The following is a 19620-nucleotide window of genomic DNA, read 5'->3' as shown; positions in this document are numbered from 1 at the left end:
GCAACCCCTGACGTACGACCGTGGTGGCCCGCCGCCCCCTTCCGAGGGCTTCCTCGTACCGCGCTGGCGGTCGCTGCGCGCGACGGTCGGCCGGGCTCTCGGCAGGGCCGTTGACACGCTGCTGACCGGTGGGCCCCGGTACGGCAGACCGTGCCGGGCGCCAACCTGCCGGGCGCCCCGAGAGCCGCGCGGCGCCCGCGACTAGACTTCGTTCTGCGATGGCCTACTTCGATCATGCGGCGACGACTCCGATGCGCCCCGAAGCGGTCCGGGCCATGACCGGGCAGCTCACCGTCCTCGGCAACCCGTCGTCCCTGCACGCCTCGGGCCGCCGCGCGCGGCGTGTCGTCGAGGAGTCCCGGGAGATCCTCGCGGAGGCGATCGGCGCCCGGCCCAGCGAGATCGTCTACACCGCGGGCGGCACCGAGGCCGACAACCTCGCGGTCAAGGGCATCTACTGGTCGCGCGTCTCGGCGTCCCCGGCCCGCCGCCGCATCCTTGCGTCGCCGGTCGAGCACCACGCCGTCGTCGACCCCATCGTGTGGCTCACCGAGCACGAAGGCGCCGAGGTCGAGTGGCTCGACGTCGACGCGGACGGGCGGGTACGCCCCGAGGTGCTGCGCGCCGCGCTCACCCGCGCCCCCGACACCGTCGCCCTGGTCAGCGTCATGTGGGCGAACAACGAGGTCGGCACCGTGCAGCCGGTCGCCGAGCTGGTCGCGGTCGCCCACGAGTTCGGGGTGCCGGTGCACGCGGACGCGGTGCAGGCGGTCGGGCAGGTCCACGTCGACTTCACCGCGTCGGGGCTGGACGCCATGACGGTGTCGGGCCACAAACTCGGCGGACCCCTCGGATGCGGGGCGCTCGTGCTCGGGCGGCACATGTCGCCGCTGCCGCTACTGCACGGCGGCGGGCAGGAGCGCGATGTCCGGTCCGGCACGCTCGACACCCCGTCGATCGCGGCGTTCGCGGCCGCCGCGGAGATCGCGGTGCGCGAGCAGCCCGAGTACGCGGTGCGCGTGGGCGCGCTGCGCGACGATCTGGTCCGCCGCGTTCTGGCGGAGATCCCGGACGCCGAGCTCAACGGCGACGCCCGTCTGGAGCCCGCGTACCGGCTTCCGGGCAACGCGCACTTCTCCTTCCCCGGCTGCGAGGGCGACTCCCTGCTCCTGCTGCTGGACGCCCGGGGCATCGAGTGCTCGACCGGCTCGGCGTGCTCGGCGGGGGTCGCGCAGCCCAGCCACGTGCTGCTGGCGATGGGCGCCGACGCGGCCCGTGCCCGGGGCTCGCTGCGGTTCAGCCTCGGGCACACATCGACGGCGGGGGAGATCGACGAGCTGGTCGACGCCATCGCCCCGGTGGTGGCGCGGGCCCGCAAGGCCGGGCTGACGACGCAGCGCCGGTGAATCGTGTCGCCGCGCCCGGTCCCGTACGGGTGTCCGGAACGCGCGAAAACCGGGGCGAGGCCGGGGCGGCGCACCCCGTACCCTGGTTGGGCCATGACTGATCACGTCACTCCCCAGCCCCCTGCCGTCTGCGAGCCCGTGCCGATGCTCCCCGAGCCGGACGAGTCGGCCGTCTTCGCGCGCGTGCCCGAGGACGGGCGCCCGCTGCGGGTGCTTGCCGCGATGTCCGGGGGCGTGGACTCCGCCGTCGCCGCGGCGCGTGCGCACGAGGCGGGGCACGACGTGACGGGCGTGCACCTGGCGCTGTCGGAGAACCCCAAGTCCTTCCGCACCGGCGCGCGCGGCTGCTGCACGCTCGAGGACGCGCGGGACGCCCGGCGCGCCGCGGACGTCATCGGCATCCCCTTCTACGTGTGGGACCTCGCCGAGCGCTTCCGCGAGGACGTGATCGAGGACTTCTTCGCCGAGTACGAGGCGGGGCGTACCCCCAACCCGTGCCTGCGCTGCAACGAGAAGATCAAGTTCGCGGCATTGCTCGACCGCGCGCTGGCACTCGGCTTCGACGCGGTCTGCACGGGCCACTACGCGGTGATCGTCGACGGCCCGGCCGGCCGCGAGCTGCACCGGTCCGCGGACCACGGCAAGGACCAGTCGTACGTGCTCGGCGTCCTCGACGAGGACCAGCTCGCGCACGCCCTCTTCCCGCTCGGCATGGACACCAAGGACGCGGTCCGGGCCGAGGCCGAGCGCCGCGGCCTCGCCGTCGCCCGCAAGCCGGACAGCCACGACATCTGCTTCATCGCGGACGGCGACACCCAGGCGTTCCTGGCGACGCGGCTCGGGCGTACGCCCGGGGACATCGTGGACGCCGACGGGGCGAAGCTGGGCGAGCACGACGGGGCGTACGCGTACACCGTCGGCCAGCGCAAGGGCCTGCGCATCGGCACCCCCGCGTCGGACGGCAAGCCCCGCTACGTCCTCGACATCTCGCCGGTGACCAACACCGTCACCGTCGGCCCCGCCGAGGCGCTCAACGTCGACGGACTCACCGGCATCCGCCCGCGCTGGTGCGGCCCCGCGCCCAGCGGCACGCTGGAGTGCACAGCGCAGGTGCGGGCACACGGCGACGAGCACCCGGCGGTCGCCGAGATCGACGGCGACACCGTGCGCGTACGCCTGCTGGAGCCCATGCGCGGCGTCGCCCGCGGCCAGGCGGTCGTGCTGTACGACGGGACGCGCGTCGTCGGCTCGGCCACCATCGACGGCACCTCGCGCGTCGCCTGACCCACCGCCGACCCGGAGTTGGCAGCGACCCTCGGACCAGTGCTCCGCCGGTCTTCCTCCCGTCCGTCCGGCTCCCCTCAGCCCTCCCCGCGCGGCGTCCGTACAACGGCCGCAATCTCCCGTTACTGAGAAGGCAACTTCGGTGACTGGCTGGGTAAGAGTAGGTAGCGAAACGACTTTCCGGCCCGCGGTCCCCGCGCAGACCGGGGCATTTCGCGACGAGCACTCTTCGGGACCCGGGGGCTTGGGAGGGGAGCGATGGCCGCAATCGTGCTGGTGCACGGGATCGCACAGGAGTTCAGGTCGGCCCGCAGCCTGGAGGACGAGTGGCTGCCCCGGCTGGCCCGCGGCGTCAAAGCCGCCGGCTACCCGGAGACCGCGGACCGGCTGTGGAAGTACCGCCACACCCGTCGCGGCATCGACGCACGCATGGCGTTCTACGGCGATGTCATGCGCCGTCATCCGTCGCAGCCCGACGCCCCCGACGTCGACGACCTGCGGCACGAGATGGCGGACCGGATAGGCCGCGAATGGCTCGACCGGGCCGCCGCCCGCAGCTCCGCGCCGCCCGAGCGGCAGCGGGCCGCGCGCGAGATAGCCCGCCTCGAAGGGGGTCCCGACCAGACCGGGCGTACCGTCGTCCTGTCCCCGACCTGCGGACTGTCCGGCCTCAAGTGGTTCGCCGCGGACGGTCCCGGATCCGCGGGCGGCTTCGTCACCAAGGCCCTGGCCCAACTCACCCGCTACCTCACCGACGACACCACCCGCGCCCGGGTCCTCGACCGCGTCGCCGCCGACATCGGCTTCGACACCCGCGTGGTGATCGGCCACTCCCTCGGCGCGGTCGTCGCGTACGAGGTCGCCCACCGCCTGCGCCGCCCGCTCCCCCTCCTGATCACCCTCGGCTCGCCGCTCGGCCCCGACACCGTGATCGACGACTGGGTCCGCCCGCAGCCCGCCCAACCGCCCGCGTACGTCGAGCGCTGGATCAACCTCGCCGACCGCGACGACCTCATCGCCGCCGAACCCGTCCTGGCCCGCCTCTTCCCGTCCCGCCAGTCCGACGGCGGCCCCGAACTCCGCAGCGGCTTCACCCTCGAACACGGCGCGGCACCGCACAACCCCGACTTCTACCTCATGCGCCGGGAAATCGGCCGCAGCATAGGCCAAGCCTTCGCCGCCTGACCCCACCCGTCCCACCACCTCCCAAGAAGGGCCCGTACCAACCCCGGTACGGGCCCGGTCATGCGGTGACGGCCGCGCGATAGCAGGCGATCAGCGTGTCCGCGTGGTCGCTCCAGCGGCGTTCGCGGATCCGCGCCGACCTGCGGATCCGGAGGGCGGGCGGATCAGGCGCGGACACCACGCGGTCGATGGCGGCCGCCACCGAGGCGGTGCTTTCGGCATGAACGAACTCCGCCGAATCTCCCAGGACTTCACGCAGTGTCGGGATGTCGCTCGCAACGACGCGCGCGCCGGCCGCGAGTGCCTCCAGCGGCGGGAATCCGTACCCTTCGTGCGACGCGAGGTGTACGAGGGCGATCGCCCGTGCGTACAGAGCGGCCAGCAGCGCGTCGTCGACGGTGTCCAAAAGCATCACCCGGTGAGCGCACGGGTGTTCACGCAGTTGTTCCGCACCCGCCGAACCGGGGGCGAAGTCGCGCCCGACCAGCACGAGCGGTACGCCCGCAAGGTAGGCATCCGACGCGGCATAGGCGTCGACGAGCGCGCCGACGCGCTTGTGCACACGCGCCTGGCCTACGTACAGCAGGAACCCGCGGTCTAGGTCGTCGGGTTCGCGTGGAAGGTGGTCCACTCCCCAGGGGCTCACCAACAGCGGCGCGCCGACGTCGACGAATTCGGCGAACTGGCCGAGCACGACCTGTGTCGGGACGACGATGCGGGCGGCGCGGCTCGCGGTGAGGCGCATCATCCGCGCATAGAACTCCCGGTGCCGGGGGGCGTTGGCAGTGTCGAAGCCGGGATGCGGGGTCAGTTCCCTCAGATCCTCGACGGCGACGCCCAGCGCCTCGAACGCCCGCGTTCCGAACCGGGCCGTGAATTGCCGGTCCGTGTAACAGAGTTCCGGATCGACCAAGCGCACGACGTCGTGCGCCGACACGATCACCGGGGCCGTCAGTCCGCGCCAGGGCATCCGATAGTCGAGGACGTGCACGAGATCGGCTCCCACACGGTCCGCCGCGGCGGCGAGTTCGTCGCCTTCGGCCCGGCTGTAGCGTCCCGTTCCCGTAGGGCCGAGCACCTCAACCCGCACGCCCAAGGTGTCGTCGGCGTCTGCGTATACGCCTGCGTCTGCCGTCGTCATCGTTTCCGCCCGCGCACGCAGCGCCGCGACCGTCTGCCGCGTGTAGCGCCCGATGCCGTCCGGCCCGTCGATCCTGCCGTCGACCAGCACGGTGATGCCGCGATCTGCCACAGGGTCCCCGCAGGTGTCGTCGATGATCGTACGAAGTGTGGTGCGTAGAAGCAGAGTTGGAAGTCTTCGATTACCCGGGGGCGATCCGTACCATGCCACCGCATGGGACGACTGCGGAGCGGGACCGACAGCCGTGCGGCGGATCGTCCCGTCCTCGTCACCGGGGGCGCCGGGTTTCTCGGGGCGCGAGTGGTCGCCTTGTTGAGGTCGGCAGGGCATCCGGTCGCGGTGGTGGACAACGGCAGCGGGGGGACGAGCCATCGCCTCGCGCGGTTCGCGGAAGACCCGGGCGTGCGCCGCCACGACATCGACATATGCCACCCGACCGCCGTCGCCGACGCCTGCGCGGCGGAGCGTCCCTGGGCGGTCGTCCATCTGGCGGCGCGCCATTTCCTGCCAAGCTGCGAGGGCGACGTACGGGAGACACAGCACGTCAACGTCGGCGGCACGGGGCGCCTGCTGGCCGCGTGGCGGGCGCACACGCCCGTGCGGTTCGTGTTCGCGTCGACGGCTGACGTGTACGCCCCGTCCAGCGGGGCGAGCGCCGAGCGCTCCGCCGTTTCCCCGCGCACGGCGTACGGTCGTAGCAAGCTCGCCGGCGAGCACATGGTGCGCCGAGCCGGGGCCGTGCGGGGGGTCGGCGTCATCGTCGTGCGTCCGTTCAACCTCTATGGTCCCGAACCGACCACACCGCACCTGATCCCCGAGATCTATCGGCAAATGGCCCGCGGGGACCGTCTGCGGCTCGGCGACCTGACCACCGTCCGCGACTACCTGCACGCCGACGACGCGGCCTCCGCGCTGGTCCGACTCCTGAACGGCACGGCGTCCGGTACGTGGAACCTGGGAACCGGTCGGGGCACGAGCGGGCACGGACTTCTCGCGCTGGCGGGGGAGTTGAGTGGGCGCGAACTGACCGCCGACCTGGACCCGTCCAAGGTACGGGCCAACGAGCGCGCCCACCTGGTGGCAGACACCACCCGGCTGCGACGCACCTTGCCGGACTTCCGACCCACCACGCTGTGCGAAGGGTTGCGACGCGTCCTGGACCTCCCACAGACGTCGTCGGCCACGCCAGAACCGGTCGACTCAGAACCGGTTGGCTCAGATCGGGTCGACTCAGATCGGCTCGGCTCAGATCGGGTCGACTCAGAACCGGTCGGTTCAGAACGTGCCGACCTCGGCGCCGTCGCCCCCGGAGCCTGAACCCGCGACGGCGAGGTCCAGCAGCTCGGGGCGGCGGGACCGAAGCCATGCGCCGAGCCGTCTCTCGGCCGATGTATCCCCGAGGCGCCGCATGTCCGCGAGCCGACGGGTCACGAGCAAGGGCAGCAGGCGATGCAGGAGTTCACGGTCGGCGGTGCTCGCCGCGTATCCCGCGCCCGCGGCGTCGACCGATCCGCCGAGTCCGAGGTCGACGGCCACGGCCCAGCCCAGACACAACATCGGCGGGGCGACGCGTACGGCGCCCGGGTCCAGCACGGCGGTCACGTCGGCACCCTGGAACAGCACGTTGTGGCCGACCGCGGCGTCCCCGTGCACTGCGGCCATCTCCGTGCCCCGGCACGCCGCGTCGAGCTCGGCGGCCAGTTGCTTTGCCGCGCCCGGCGCGCGCGCCCGGATCTCGCCGAAGAACAGTCCGGCCATGCCCGGGTCGTCCAGTCGAGGGCCGAGCGCCGCGTCGCCGTACGTATGCCATCTGCGGAGCACACGCGCCAACGCACGCTGCCGGCTCGGGAGCAACTCGGTCGCGTGGGCGCCGCGGTCGCCGTGTTCGCCCCGGGCCCGCTCCAGAACCGTCCACCACACCGACACACCGTCCTTGTCGACCGTGCCGTGGTCCAGAAGCGCGGGTGCCGGTACGTCCGCGACGCGTCGTAGCTCGTCGAACTCCAGGAGAACGTCGAGGCGTTCGTGGACCCGCCGCTGCACCTTGGCCACGGTCGCCGCACCGGCCACGACGCGCTCCATGCCGCGCGGTTGCCCGGCGTCCCCGTCGAAGCGCGGACTTGCCAGGGCTTGGCGCATGGCCTCCTGGCACAGCACGGGGTCCAGTTCGTCCGTCGGCAGGACCGCGCCGTCGTCGCCGACGTCCAGTCGTCGGCACCGCGGCACGTCATCGCGGCGCGTCGTGTGGGCGGGTGGGGATGCAGGGCTCATGGCGGTCACACGCTGCCAGGGACGAGCGCCTGGAGTGGTGCCATCCACTTCGCGCGGGCCGTGTCCACCTGGTCGTACCAACCGATCGAGGCGAAGTCGTACAGCGCGGGTTCGCCGAGCCATAGCGCGGTGACCGCGGCCCAGACGGGCGGCGCCAGACGTTCGCCGTGCGCGTCCGCCGCGAGCCGGGCGGCGGCCGCCCGGGCCTCGTCCCGCCGCCCGCCCGCCAGGTGGACCAGCGTGCCGACGGCATCCACCGGCAGCAGTTGCCCGACCACGCCGGACTCCATGGTGAGTTGGGCGGCGTGGGCGAGCATACGGAGCGCCTCGGCGTCGTCGCCCAGGGCCACGGACGCCAGCGCGGCCGCGAGGTCGCACTGCGCCGAGCCGATCACGTCGCCGAGCGACTGGTTGAGGTCGCGGGCGTCGGGGAGCAGCGCCAAAGCACGGTGCGGCTCGGTCCACATCGTCGCCAGCGCGAGATGCCGGGCGGCACGGGCCGCCCACAGCGGTGCGCCGGAGGCCCGCGCGTGCGCGAGCGTACGCTCGAAGAGGTCGGCCGAGACCGCGAAATCGCCGCCGTGCAGCCGGACATGGCCGAGCAGGTCCTGAGTCCGCGCGACCTCCAACGGCTGGTCCGGGTCCTCGCGTACGAGCCCGAGCACGTCCGCGAGGCGGCTGCGCCGCAGCGCCACGCCCGCACTGCCCCATACGCCCGCCTCGCGCAACGGGGACTCGGCCGTCGCCAGCGCACCGAAGTGCTGCGCCCCCTCGTCGTTGTTCCCGGTCGACTGGGTGAGCGCGCCCAGCTCGTAGGACACGTAGTCGTCGTACGGATGCTCGCGCACCGGCGACGCCAGGGCACGCATCGACTGGTACCGGTGCCGTGCGTCCACGCCGGCCGTGGCGCCCAGCCTTGCGGCCTCGACGAGCCGCTGCAGCGGCGGCGGGCAGCCGTCGGCGGACGGCAGGGCGGCGAGGACCTGCCAGTGCCCGAGTTGGCTGGCCGTGTACGTGAGGGCGTCCAGTCGCCGCGGCGTCACCCGGCGCTCCACGGCGGCCTGGACGACCAGCAGCAGCGCGGCGACCGCGGCCTGGCTGCGCTGCGTGGCGGTGACGGAGTCGGCGGCGTCCGCGTTCCACACCTGGAGCCCGATCCCGGTCACATGCCCCGTCGCGAGTTCGAAGCGCCGGCTGCGTTCGCTGTCCGTCCATCCGTCGTCGGTGTACATGTCGCAGGTGTTGACGCTGTTCCGCAGGTTTTCGTGCAGGCGGCAGGACGGCCAGGTGGCCTCGCTGCGGCGGACGAAACTCATGGACAGGAACCGCTCGATCGCGGCGCCGCCCGTCCCCGGGAGGACCGCCGCCAGGGAGTCCGCGTCGAACGCCCCGAGCAGGGACGCCGCCCGCAGGAGATCGCGCTCGTCCGCGGTGAGGTCGCGCATGATGCGCAGGACCAGGTCCGGCAGGGGGCCGCCGAACTGGTCGGCCGTGGGCTGCTCGCCTCGCGCCACGGCGTTGCGGTACTGCCCGACCGAGAGTTCCAGGTAGAGCGGTGAGCCGCCGGACGCCTCCGAGATGCGCCGGCGGATCGCCTCGTCGATCGCGGGCGTCCCGTCCGCCGCGGTCAGCCGCGTGCGCAGGAACAGGTCCGCGTGGTCCGACGGCAGCCCCGGAAGGGCGTGCTGGTCGCCGGCTCCGTGCCGGCCCGCCAGGCGCGGCCAGCGCAGTTCCCCGCCGTACGTCAGCGTCACCGCCCGGACCGGGTCGTGCCACCGCAACGGACGCCGGCCGGCGACCAGGAACAGCACATTCGGCATCAGGTACACGGTCCGCGCGACGAGGTCTTCGAGGAAACCGGCCTCTCGGGGCTGGGCCTGCACGGTCTCGAAGGTGTCGAGGACGCACACCGCGACCGCGCCGTGCGCCCGCCGGATGTGCTCGATGTCCCAGGCCAGCAGGATCGGCAGGTAGCCGACCATGCGGTCGGGGTCGGTCTCCTGCAGGATCACCTCGAAAGGCGGGAACTCATGGCGCAGGCGGCGCACGACCGCGGCCTCGGATATCCGCCGCGCCAGCCCGGAGACCATCCGGTAGCCCGCGCCGACCGCCCCGGCGCTGCCCAGGACGTCGTCCAGCGTCGCGACGATCTGACCGCCCGCGTTCTCCCTGTCGTTGCTGTCCAGGAATGTGCTGCGGCCGATGAAGTCGCCCAGGGCGACGCCGGGGTGCTTGAGCTCCCAGTAGACCGCGAGGGCGGTGTCGAACGCCGGGAACCGTCTGCCCAGGCGCCCGACGGAGGCCCGCAGCCTCAACAGCACCGTCTCGAAGCCGAGGTTCGTGATGTCGGCGAAGTCGACACATGCGACCACGCGGCGTTCGGGTAACACGCGCCGGTCGGCGGTGGTGAGGGTGGTGGCGAACCGCTGGGTGAGTGTGCTCTTGCCGATGCCGCCGTCGCCGTGCAGGACGACGACGTTGTGTGCGGCGCGCTGGAAGTCGGTGAACTCCGCGGCGGACCATCGCTGCGCCGCGTGGTTCTCGGTGTGGCGCATCAGAAGGTCGAGGAAGTCCTCCCGGTTCGCGAAGATCTCGTTTCGGTTGAAAGGGCCGCCGGTACCGAAGGAGAAGTAATCGTCGAGGTCCACCTGTCCATGACATCACGCTTGACCATCCGATCAGTAGGGAACAGTCACGTTCGGTCGCGCGCGGCGATCCGTCGCGCGAACCCGTCCATGGGGCAAGGCTGTTCATCGGGAGCCGGGTGCTGGATCCCGAACCGCACGGGGAGGCGGGCCATGCGTTCGGTCGTCGTCGACATCAGGGCCAACCAGCGCACGGGTGTTGCCCGCTACGGCCTTTCCTTGCTGCGCGCGCTCGCCGAACGAGCGGGCTCGGTGCCGGACATGGGGTTCCGCGCGATCGCGGATGCGCACCAAGAACAGGACGTACGCCGGGCGTTGGCGGGGACGGCCGTCGAAGTGGCGTTCGCCCCCGAACCTGACGGGTTCGTGCGTCGGAGCCGCTGGCTGCGTGAGCTTCTGGCGGCGGACTCGGTCGACCTGTACTTCACGACGCACTACACCGTGGACCGACAGTGCCCCGTGCCGTTCGTCGCCACGACGCACGATCTGTCGCGCTTGCGGTTCCCCGAGCACGCGTACAGCGAGGAGAGCTTCACGCGCTACTTCGGTGCCGACGAATGGGCCTGTCTACAAGGCGAGCTGGCAGCCCTCGCGGCCTGGGACCACGACCGGGACGACCCGCGGGCCAACGTGTTCCAGCGTTACTTCCGTGCCCTCAACCGCCACCAGGTCGCCCACGCGCGGGGCTTCGTCACCGTCTCCGAGGCGACGCGCGGTGACATGGTGCGGTTGCTCGGGGTTCCGGCGGGGCGGGTCGATGTGGTGCCTTGTGGTGTGGACACGGATCTGTTCCGGCCGCGGCGGGTGGTGGCGCCTGCGGTGCCGTACTGCTTGTTCGTGGGGCTGGCAGGGCCTACCAAGCGGTTCTCGTGGCTGCTGGAGACGTGGTTGCGCGGGGCCGGGCGGCGGGGGGAGGGGGAGTTGGTGGTGGTCGGCGGGTATGCGGAACAGCGGCCTGAGGTACAGGAGTTGCTGGCCGCGCACGCGGACGTCGCGCGGACCGTACGCTTCACCGGGCGCGTCACCGACGACGAGCTGGCCGTGCTCTATTCGGGCGCGGCGGCGCTGGTGGTGGCGTCGGTCAACGAGGGCAACCACCTGGGCCCGCTGGAGGCCCTCGCGTGCGGGTGCGAGGTGATCTGCACCGACATCCCGCCGCTGCGCGAGACCGTCGACGGGCACGCGCACTTCTACGGGGTGGACGACCGCCCGGCACTCGACGGGCTGATCCGCCGGACCATGTCGGGCGGGTTGGCGCGCAAGTCGGCGGGGTTCCGGGTACCGGTGTGGTCGGAGTCGGCCGGGCTCCTGGTCGACGCGCTGCGTCGCGCACTCGCGACGGCGAGGACCGCGCACGGCGTCGACACGGACCGGGGCCGCGGCGAGGAATCGCAGCGGGCCCGGTGGGGCGAGGGCGGTTCAGATCAGCCGGGTGCCGATTCGGTGGCCGCGGGCGGCGAGTGACCGCGGCGCGCCGAGGGCGCCGGCTTCCGACACCGGCACCGCGGTCGGTCCGCCGGTCGTCAAGGTGGCCACGATGTCGCCGAATCCGTCGCCGGTCACCCCGTGGGTCCAGTTGACATTCGCGGCGGACCATACGGGCCTCCGGCGACATCCGGGCAAGTGATCTGCCGGGCGGGGTGGCGGTGATCAGTACGCTCGGCCCGTGACGACCAGCAGCGAGAAGACGTATCCGTGGAAGCCCGGTAGTGCGACGGGTGTCGGGTCCTTGCCGGGGGAGGACGTGCGGGAGGCCGTGCGCCTGGTGGTGGGGGAGCTGGGTGGGTTCCCGCATCTGCCGGAGTTGCCGGGGCGGGGGGTGGGGGCGGATCTGACCGGGCGGGGGGCCGGGTTGCTGGTGGACCTGTTCGCGGAGGTGCAGCCTTCCGGGTGGCGGTTCACCGACCGGCCCGGGCGGGACCACCGGCGGGCGGCGGCGTGGCTGCGGGAGGACCTGGACGCGCTGGAGGAGTTCACGCAGGGGTACGCGGGGCCGCTGAAGGTGCAGGTGGCCGGGCCGTGGACGCTGGCGGCGACGATCGAACTGGGCCACGGCGACAAGGCGCTGGCCGATCCGGGGGCGTGCCGGGACCTGACGGAGTCGCTCGCCGAGGGTTTGCGCGGGCATGTCGCGGAGCTGCGCAGGCGGATTCCGGGCGCGGAATTGGTGGTGCAGTTCGACGAGCCCGCGTTGCCCGGGGTCCTGGCCGGCACGGTGCCGACCGCCAGCGGGTTCGGAAGGCTGCGCGCGGTGGACAAGGCGGTGGTGCGGGAGCGGCTGCGTACCGTCGTCGGCGCGGTCGGGGGGCCTGCGGTGGTGCACAGTTGTGCCCCCGGCGTGCCGATCGGGTTGCTGCGGGAGGCGGGGGTCGCGGGGGTTTCGCTGGACTTCTCGATGCTGCGCGCCCGCGACGAGGAGGAGTTGGGGGAGGCGGTCGAGGCGGGCGTCGGGTTCCTGTTCGGAGTCGTTCCGTCACTGCCCCCCGAAGAGCCCTCCAACCGGGTGGCCAATCGCGCCACGACCAGGGGAAACACCGGCGCGGGAGCTCGTCCGCTGTCGGACCCGGCCGGTACCGTCAGGGGTGTCAAGACGTTGTGGAGCCGGCTCGGCTTCCGCCCGGAGCTCCTGGGTGCGGCCGCGGTCGTCACTCCGACCTGCGGTCTCGCCGGAGCCGATCCGGTGTGGGTGCGCAGGGCGCTCAAGCACTGCGTCGAGGCCGCCCAGGTGCTGTACGAGGCACCCGAGGGATGAGGTAGAACGTAGCGGACATTTCCGTGGTGACCCCGCGAACCGGACACCGGTACTTCTGGAGGCTGACGACGTGGCTGATCTGACCGGCGCCGAAGGTATCCCCGCCGAGGTACGCGAGCGGGCCGTCGCACTGGCCAAGGAGCTCGAGGAGCACCGGTTCCGGTACTACGTCAAGGACGCGCCGACCGTCAGCGACGCCGAGTTCGACACCCTCATGCGCGAGCTGGAGGGCATCGAGGAGGAGTACCCGGCGCTGCGTACGCCGGACTCCCCGACGCAGACCGTCGGCGGCGCACCGGCCGGCGACGCGGTCAAGGTCGACCACCTGGAGCGCATGCTCAGCCTCGACAACGCGATGAACGAGGACCAGCTCGACGAGTGGATCGAGCGCCTGCGCAAGGACGTCGCGGGTGCGGACCTGCACTTCCTGTGCGAGCTGAAGGTCGACGGCGCCGCGGTCAACCTGCTGTACGAGAACGGCGAGCTGGTCCGCGCGCTCACCCGCGGCGACGGCCGCACCGGCGAGGACATCACCGCCAACGTGCGCACGATCGACGAGATCCCGACCCGGCTGCGCGACGACGGCGGCCACGACGTCCCCGAGCTGGTCGAGATCCGCGGCGAGGTCTTCTTCCCGATCGAGAAGTTCGACGACCTGAACGCGCGCCGGGTGGCCGCGGGCCAGGACCCGTTCGCCAATCCGCGCAACGCGGCCGCCGGGTCGATGCGCATGAAGGACGCCCGGGTCGTCGCCCAGATGCCGCTGCACATGGTGGTGCACGGCATCGGCGCGCGGCGCGGCTTCGACATCGACTGCCAGTCGCACGCGTACGACAAGCTGCGCGCCTGGGGCCTGCCCACCGCCAGGCACAACAAGGTCGTCGACACTCCCGAGCAGGTCAAGGAGTTCATCCGCCACTTCGGCGAGCACCGCAACTCGGTCGAGCACGAGATCGACGGCGTGGTGGTCAAGGTCGACGAGATCCCGCTGCAGGGGCGGCTCGGCGCGACGTCGAAGGCGCCGCGCTGGGCGATCGCGTTCAAGTACCCGCCGCAGGAGGTCAACACCAAGCTCCTGGACATCAAGGTGAATGTCGGGCGCACCGGCCGGGTCACGCCGTACGCCGTCATGGAGCCGGTCAAGGTGGCGGGCTCCACGGTCGCGTACGCGACGCTGCACAACCAGGAAGTGGTCAAGGCCAAGGGCGTGCTGATCGGCGACACCGTCGTGCTGCGCAAGGCCGGCGACGTCATCCCGGAGATCCTGAGCGCGGTCGCCGACCTGCGGGACGGCACCGAGCGCGAGTTCTCCATGCCGACGCACTGCCCGGAGTGCGGCACGGAGTTGCGCCCGATGAAGGAGGGCGACGTCGACGTACGCTGCCCGAACGCCCGCTCCTGCCCCGCCCAGCTCCGCGAGCGCGTCTACCACCTCGCCGGCCGTAGGGCGCTGGACATCGACGGGCTCGGGTACGTCGCCGCCACCGCGCTCACGCAGCCCCTGGAGCCGGCCGAGCCGCCGCTGCGCGACGAGGGCGACCTGTTCAGCCTGACGGTGGAGCAGCTTCTGCCCATCAAGGTGCTGGTGCGCGACCAGCGGACGGGCATGCCGAAGGTCGACGACGAGACCGGCGAGCACAAGGTCATGTCGTTCTTCGCGAACCAGCAGGGCGAGGCGAAGAAGACCGTCGAGGTGCTGCTCGCGGGCCTGGAGGCGGCGAAGCGGCAGCCGTTGTGGCGCATCCTGACCGCATTGTCGATCCGGCACGTCAGCGACACCACGGCCCGCGCGATCACCGGTGAGTTCCGCGACCTGGACCGGCTGATGAACGCGAGCGTCGAGGAGATCGCGGCGGCCGAGGGGGTCGGCCCGATCATCGCCGAGTCGATCGCCGAGTGGTTCGCGGAGGACTGGCACCGCGAGATCGTGGAGAAGTGGCGGGCCGCGGGCGTGCGTTTCGTCGAGGAGGGCGGGGCCGAAAAGGCCACCGGCGTGCTCACCGGGCTCACCACCGTGGTCACCGGCACCTTGGCGGGCTACACGCGCGACGGCGCGAAGGAGGCGCTGGAGGCCGCGGGCGCGAAGGTGACCGGCTCGGTGTCGAAGAAGACCGACTTCGTGATCGTCGGCGACAACCCCGGGTCGAAGTACGACAAGGCGGTCTCACTCGGCCTCACCGTCCTCGACGACGAGGGTTTCGCTGTCCTGCTCGCCGACGGGCCGGACGCCGCCCGCGAGTGGTTCGCTGCCCGCTCGGGGGGCGCGGAGGCGGAAGAGGCGGGGGAGACGGAGGAAGCGGAGCAGACCGCACAATAGCGGCCACATCCCGAGCCGTCCGCGAGGCCGGATGCCGCCCCCGAGTCGTACGGCACCGCACACCCGGCATCACACAGCGTGCGGACCCGCCGGTCGACGGCGCCTGACGTGCAGTCAGGCGCCGTACCTGGCAAGGTGACCGGAAGAGAACCTTCCGATTCGACCTTGGCGATAAAGCTCCCCAGCAAACGCAACGCGTCCTACCCTGATCGGGAACCCGGTTCGCGCCGGGCTTGCCGCCCGGTCGCGGAACGTCTTGCGTACCCCTTGCCGCGGCCGGGCAGTCCGGCCCGCCGGACGGGGAACCGCCCGGAAGAGCCGCAGGGAGCATGTGCATGCGTCGGATCGGACGAACAGATCTGTCGCGAGTCGCGCGCCCTGGCCAGTTCGTCGCCAACACCGTCATCGTCGGCGGTGTCGGGAACCTCGTGCTCCTCATCTCGGTCGCCCGGGTGGTCGCGGGCGGCGACTCGCTCTTCCCGCCGAGCGAGGCCGGCATCTGGATCATGCTGGCGCTGGTGGTCCTCGACGGCGTCCACACCGGCATCACCCGCCGCGGCCTGTACGTGCCCGGCGCCATGGCCTCGGTGGCCATCTCGTACGGCCTGCTCATCGTGCACGGCTGGGTCCTCGCCTCGCTCGTGCAGGCCGTCCCCGTCCTCATCTCGTGTGCCGCGCGCCGCGATTCGACCTGGCGCGTCGCGTACATCATCGGCCACTACGTCCTCGCGTTCCTGGCCGCCGACATCGTTTTGCAACTGTGCGGGGTACGCCCGGAACGCGCCCAGACGCGCGAACTCGCCGCCGCCGACCTGCCCGCGGTTTTGGTCGCCGGCGTCGCCATGGTCTGCGTCTCGCAGTGCATCGGCTGGCTGCTGCGCGCGAGTTGGCGCGGTGTCAGCCCCCGGTCGCTGGCCGGGGAGGAGATCCGCTCGCGCTGCGTCGCGCACGGCGCGCTCATCGTGCTCGCCCCGCTCATCGCCATCGTCGCGCACGCGAACCCGTGGGCGCTGCCGCTGTTCGCGGCCCCCCTCTACAGCATCCACCAGACCACGCGCGTCACCTTCGACCGCGAACAAGAGGTACGCCACGACGCGTTGACCGGCCTCCCCAACCGCCGCCTCCTCCTCGAACACGGCGACCGGGCGCTGCGCAAGAGCGGCGGCACCGGCCGGGTCGCCCTGTTCCTGCTCGACCTGCACCGCTTCCACGAGGTCAACGACACGCTCGGGCACCTCGCCGGCGACCGCCTGCTGCACCAGGTCGGGCAGCGGCTGCTGGGGGTGGTCGGCGGCGACGACACCGTGGCCCGGCTCGGCGGCGACGAGTTCGCCGTACTCATGCCGGACCTCGGCGAACCCGGCGGCCGGGACCCCCTCGCGAGTTCGGCCGCCGCCGAGAAGCTCGCGCTGTCGCTGGCCCGGCAGGTCGTCGAGGTGCTGGGCGAGCCGTTCGAACTCGACGACCTCTCACTCGACATCGAGGTCAGCGTCGGCGTGGCGGTCTTCCCGGACCACGCCGGCGACATGGCCGGACTGCTGCAATACGCCGACGTGGCCATGTACCTGGCCAAGCGCCTGCGCAGCGGCGTGGAACTGTACGACCCGGCGCGCGACGTCAACACGCGCGAGAAACTGCTGCTGCTCGGCGACCTGCGCCGCGCGCTCGACGTGCAGCAGGTGGAGCTGCACTACCAGCCCAAAGTGTCCTTCACGACCGGGCGCGTGGACGGCTGCGAGGCCCTGGTGCGCTGGTGCCACCCCGACCGGGGCTACATATCGCCCGAGGAGTTCGTCCACCTGGCCGAGGAGACCGGCCTGATGCCTCGTCTGACGCGCTACGTCGTCGACGAGGCATTGTCGCAAGTGGCCCGCTGGCACGAGCAGGGGATCGACGTACCGGTCGCGGTCAACGTGTCGGCGCGCGACATCCACGCGCCGGCGTTCGCCGACACGGTGGCGGCCGGGCTGCGCAGACACGGAGTGCCCGCGGCGGCACTGCACTTGGAGATCACCGAGCGCGTGCTGCTCGAAGAACCGCAGCGGGCCGCGGACAGCCTCGACGCGCTGCGGAAACTCGGCGTCCGGCTGTCGCTGGACGACTTCGGCACCGGCTACTCGTCGTTCGTGCACCTGCGGCACATACCGGTCAGCGAGATCAAGATCGACCGCTCGTTCGTGGCCCGCCTCACCGTCGACGAGGAGGACGCCGCCATCGTGCGCTCCACGGTCGACCTGGCCCACTCGCTCGGCCTGCGCGTCGTCGCCGAAGGCGTCGAGGACGACGCCACCTGGGACCGCCTGCGCGACCTCGGCTGCGACAGCGCGCAGGGCTGGTTGATCGCCCGCGCCCTGCCGCGCGACGAGGCCACGGCGTGGCTGGTACGCCACGGCGTCGGCGCGCGGATGGCGCCGTCGCGCCGCGTACCCGACCTGCCGGCCGCCGTGCCGCCGCAGGCGTCCGCACCGCCGGCGGCTGTGCCGACCATGCCGCAGCCGAGCGTCCCGACCCTGCCGCAGCCGACCGTGCCGCAGGCCATCGTGCCGCCGCAGGCCACCGTGCCGCCGCCGGCCATGCCGCGAGCCGACCGCGCCCGGCCGCCGCACCGGCCGACCAGGGTCACCGGATAACCCGGCCCTACGCGCGGCTCTGTGCGCCACGTTGCACACGGCCGTGTGCCCGGCTATATGAGAGCGGTCGGGCGACCCGCGGCAACTAGGATGGCGTCGAACGTACCCATCCCCAGCCACCCCTAGAAGGAATCGCTGCATGCCTGGCATCACGCGCGAGGAGGTCGCCCACCTCGCCCGGCTGTCGCGGCTGGAGCTCGGGGCCGAGGAACTCGACCACCTCGCCACCCAGCTCGACGACATCATCGGCGCGGTCGCCCGCGTCGGCGAGGTCGCCGCCGACGACATCCCGCCGACGTCGCACCCGCTGCCGCTGACCAACGTCATGCGGCCCGACGAGATCCGGCCGGGGCTCACCCCCGAGCAGGCCCTCTCCGGTGCGCCGGCCGCCGAGGACCAGCGGTTCCGCGTGCCGCGGATCCTCGGGGAGGAGCAGTAGAAATGGCCGACCTGACCAGGCTCACCGCCGCCGAGACCGCCGCGCGGATCGCCGCCGGCGAGGTGTCCGCCGTCGAGGTCGCCCAGGCGCACCTCGACCGCATCACCGAGGTCGACGGCAAGGTGCACGCCTTCCTGCACGTCGACGCCGCGGGCGCGCTCAGCGCCGCCAAGGCGGTCGACGAGCGCCGCGCCAAGGGCGACGCGCTCGGCCCGCTGGCGGGCGTACCGCTCGCCCTCAAGGACGTCTTCACGACCCAGGGCGTGCCGACGACCTGCGGCTCGAAGATCCTCAAAGGCTGGCTGCCGCCGTACGACGCCACCGTGACGCGCCGCCTCAAGGAGGCCGGCGTCGTCATCCTCGGCAAGACCAACATGGACGAGTTCGCCATGGGGTCCTCGACCGAGAACTCGGCGTACGGTCCCACCGGCAACCCGTGGGACCTCACCCGCATCCCCGGCGGCTCCGGCGGCGGCAGTGCCGCGGCCCTCGCCGCGTTCGAGGCCCCGCTCGCGATCGGCACCGACACCGGCGGCTCGATCCGCCAGCCCGCGTCGGTCACCGGCACGGTCGGCGTCAAGCCGACGTACGGCGGCGTCTCGCGCTACGGCCTCGTCGCCTTCTCCTCGTCCCTCGACCAGGGCGGCCCGTGCGCGCGCACGGTGCTCGACGCGGCGCTGCTGCACGAGGCCATCGCCGGCCACGACCCGCGCGACTCGACGTCCATCGACGCGCCGGTGCCGGACGTCGTGGGCGCGGCCCGCAACGGCGACGTGCGCGGCATGCGCGTCGGCGTCGTCAAGGAGTTCGCCGGGCCGCAGTACCAGGCGGGCGTGTCGCAGCGCTTCGACGAGGCCGTCGAACTGCTGCGCGAACTGGGCGCCGAGGTCGTCGAGATCTCCTGCCCCAACTTCGACTACGCGATGCCCGCCTACTACCTGATCGCGCCCTCCGAGGCGTCGTCGAACCTCGCCCGCTTCGACGCGATGCGCTACGGCCTCCGCGTGGGTGACAACGGCGAGCGGTCGGCCGAGGAGGTCATGTCGCTGACCCGCGAGGCCGGCTTCGGACCGGAGGTCAAGCGCCGCATCATGCTCGGCACGTACGCCCTGTCGTCCGGTTACTACGACGCGTACTACGGGCAGGCGCAGAAGGTGCGCACCCTCATCGCCCGCGACTTCGACGCCGCGTTCGCCCAGGTCGACGTGCTGGTCTCGCCGACCACGCCGACCACCGCCTTCCCGATCGGCGAGCGCGCCGACGACCCGATGGCGATGTACCTGGCCGACCTCTGCACGATCCCGTCCAACATGGCCGGGAACGCCGCGATGTCGCTGCCGTGCGGGCTCGCACCCGAGGACGGCCTGCCGGTCGGCCTCCAGATCATCGCGCCGACGATGGCCGACGACCGGCTCTACCGGGTCGGTGCCGCGGTCGAGGCGGCGTACCTGGACCGCTGGGGCGGCCCGCTGCTCGACCGGGCCCCGGTCCTGTAGTCGGCCGCACGGCGTCCACGCGACCGATCCCGACCGACTTTCCGACGGTTTCCG

13 protein-coding genes are annotated in these 19620 nt (G+C 72.3%); 10 read left to right on the top strand and 3 right to left on the bottom strand.

Annotation, left to right across the window (positions count from 1 at the left end):
- The first annotated feature begins 218 nt into the window (after window positions 1-218).
- The 3 genes from AB0C36_RS05955 (at window position 219) to AB0C36_RS05945 (ending at window position 3875) form a co-directional block, all read left to right on the top strand.
- Complete coding sequence (locus AB0C36_RS05955) at window positions 219-1406, top strand: cysteine desulfurase family protein (RefSeq protein ID WP_358349846.1); 1188 nt, start codon at window positions 219-221, stop codon at window positions 1404-1406.
- A gap of 144 nt (window positions 1407-1550) precedes the next feature.
- Window positions 1551-2690: a tRNA 2-thiouridine(34) synthase MnmA gene (gene mnmA / locus AB0C36_RS05950; protein WP_358349982.1), complete on the top strand. Its 1140-nt coding sequence runs from the start codon at window positions 1551-1553 to the stop codon at window positions 2688-2690.
- A 258-nt stretch (window positions 2691-2948) separates the two neighbouring features.
- Window positions 2949-3875, top strand: a complete 927-nt coding sequence (locus AB0C36_RS05945; protein ID WP_358349844.1) for an alpha/beta hydrolase — start codon at window positions 2949-2951, stop codon at window positions 3873-3875.
- Window positions 3876-3933: 58 nt separating this feature from the next.
- On the opposite strand, the gene AB0C36_RS05940 is transcribed toward AB0C36_RS05945, so the two are convergent.
- Window positions 3934-5430 carry a glycosyltransferase gene (locus tag AB0C36_RS05940; RefSeq protein ID WP_358349841.1) on the bottom strand — a complete coding sequence of 499 codons (1497 nt, stop codon included), beginning with the start codon at window positions 5428-5430 and terminating at the stop codon, window positions 3934-3936.
- Between AB0C36_RS05940 and AB0C36_RS05935 the strand changes: the two genes are divergently transcribed.
- Window positions 5317-6333 (top strand): NAD-dependent epimerase/dehydratase family protein, encoded by a 1017-nt coding sequence (locus AB0C36_RS05935; protein ID WP_358349839.1) that lies wholly within the window; start codon window positions 5317-5319, stop codon window positions 6331-6333. The two genes, AB0C36_RS05940 and AB0C36_RS05935, sit on opposite strands and share 114 nt — an antisense overlap.
- Here AB0C36_RS05935 and AB0C36_RS05930 read toward each other — a convergent pair.
- Complete coding sequence (locus AB0C36_RS05930) at window positions 6292-7287, bottom strand: phosphotransferase (RefSeq protein ID WP_358349836.1); 996 nt, start codon at window positions 7285-7287, stop codon at window positions 6292-6294. The genes AB0C36_RS05935 and AB0C36_RS05930 overlap by 42 nt on opposite strands.
- A gap of 5 nt (window positions 7288-7292) precedes the next feature.
- Window positions 7293-9935: a hypothetical protein gene (locus AB0C36_RS05925; protein WP_358349833.1), complete on the bottom strand. Its 2643-nt coding sequence runs from the start codon at window positions 9933-9935 to the stop codon at window positions 7293-7295.
- A 150-nt stretch (window positions 9936-10085) separates the two neighbouring features.
- On the opposite strand from AB0C36_RS05925, the gene AB0C36_RS05920 reads away from it, so the two are divergent.
- The 6 genes from AB0C36_RS05920 (at window position 10086) to gatA (ending at window position 19566) form a co-directional block, all read left to right on the top strand.
- On the top strand, window positions 10086-11396 hold the full coding sequence (locus AB0C36_RS05920; protein WP_358349831.1) for a glycosyltransferase family 4 protein: 1311 nt from the start codon (window positions 10086-10088) through the stop codon (window positions 11394-11396).
- A gap of 202 nt (window positions 11397-11598) precedes the next feature.
- On the top strand, window positions 11599-12684 hold the full coding sequence (locus AB0C36_RS05915; protein ID WP_358349828.1) for a methionine synthase: 1086 nt from the start codon (window positions 11599-11601) through the stop codon (window positions 12682-12684).
- 79 nt (window positions 12685-12763) lie between these two features.
- Window positions 12764-15001 (top strand): NAD-dependent DNA ligase LigA, encoded by a 2238-nt coding sequence (ligA, locus tag AB0C36_RS05910; RefSeq protein WP_435838992.1) that lies wholly within the window; start codon window positions 12764-12766, stop codon window positions 14999-15001.
- 335 nt (window positions 15002-15336) lie between these two features.
- On the top strand, window positions 15337-17631 hold the full coding sequence (locus tag AB0C36_RS05905; RefSeq protein WP_358349822.1) for a putative bifunctional diguanylate cyclase/phosphodiesterase: 2295 nt from the start codon (window positions 15337-15339) through the stop codon (window positions 17629-17631).
- Window positions 17632-17770: 139 nt separating this feature from the next.
- Complete coding sequence (gene gatC / locus AB0C36_RS05900) at window positions 17771-18070, top strand: Asp-tRNA(Asn)/Glu-tRNA(Gln) amidotransferase subunit GatC (RefSeq protein WP_235052788.1); 300 nt, start codon at window positions 17771-17773, stop codon at window positions 18068-18070.
- A 2-nt stretch (window positions 18071-18072) separates the two neighbouring features.
- Window positions 18073-19566, top strand: coding sequence for an Asp-tRNA(Asn)/Glu-tRNA(Gln) amidotransferase subunit GatA (gatA, locus tag AB0C36_RS05895; protein ID WP_358349819.1), 1494 nt, complete (start codon window positions 18073-18075; stop codon window positions 19564-19566).
- The last annotated feature ends 54 nt before the right edge of the window (window positions 19567-19620 follow it).

Source organism: Streptodolium elevatio (genome assembly GCF_040649515.1).
Lineage (GTDB): Bacteria > Actinomycetota > Actinomycetes > Streptomycetales > Streptomycetaceae > Yinghuangia > Yinghuangia elevatio.
The sequence above is the reverse complement of the archived record's forward strand: the minus strand, read 5'-3'. Positions and strand labels throughout refer to the sequence as shown.

What these genes read in the sequence shown, in the direction of transcription:
- gatA (WP_358349819.1), top strand. Translation starts at nt 18,073, where the DNA reads ATGGCCGACCTGACCAGGCTCACCGCCGCCGAGACCGCCGCGCGGATC.
- AB0C36_RS05955 (WP_358349846.1), top strand. Translation starts at nt 219, where the DNA reads ATGGCCTACTTCGATCATGCGGCGACGACTCCGATGCGCCCCGAAGCG.
- AB0C36_RS05905 (WP_358349822.1), top strand. Translation starts at nt 15,337, where the DNA reads ATGCGTCGGATCGGACGAACAGATCTGTCGCGAGTCGCGCGCCCTGGC.
- gatC (WP_235052788.1), top strand. Translation starts at nt 17,771, where the DNA reads ATGCCTGGCATCACGCGCGAGGAGGTCGCCCACCTCGCCCGGCTGTCG.
- AB0C36_RS05920 (WP_358349831.1), top strand. Translation starts at nt 10,086, where the DNA reads ATGCGTTCGGTCGTCGTCGACATCAGGGCCAACCAGCGCACGGGTGTT.
- mnmA (WP_358349982.1), top strand. Translation starts at nt 1,551, where the DNA reads ATGCTCCCCGAGCCGGACGAGTCGGCCGTCTTCGCGCGCGTGCCCGAG.
- AB0C36_RS05930 (WP_358349836.1), bottom strand. Translation starts at nt 7,287, where the DNA reads ATGAGCCCTGCATCCCCACCCGCCCACACGACGCGCCGCGATGACGTG.
- AB0C36_RS05945 (WP_358349844.1), top strand. Translation starts at nt 2,949, where the DNA reads ATGGCCGCAATCGTGCTGGTGCACGGGATCGCACAGGAGTTCAGGTCG.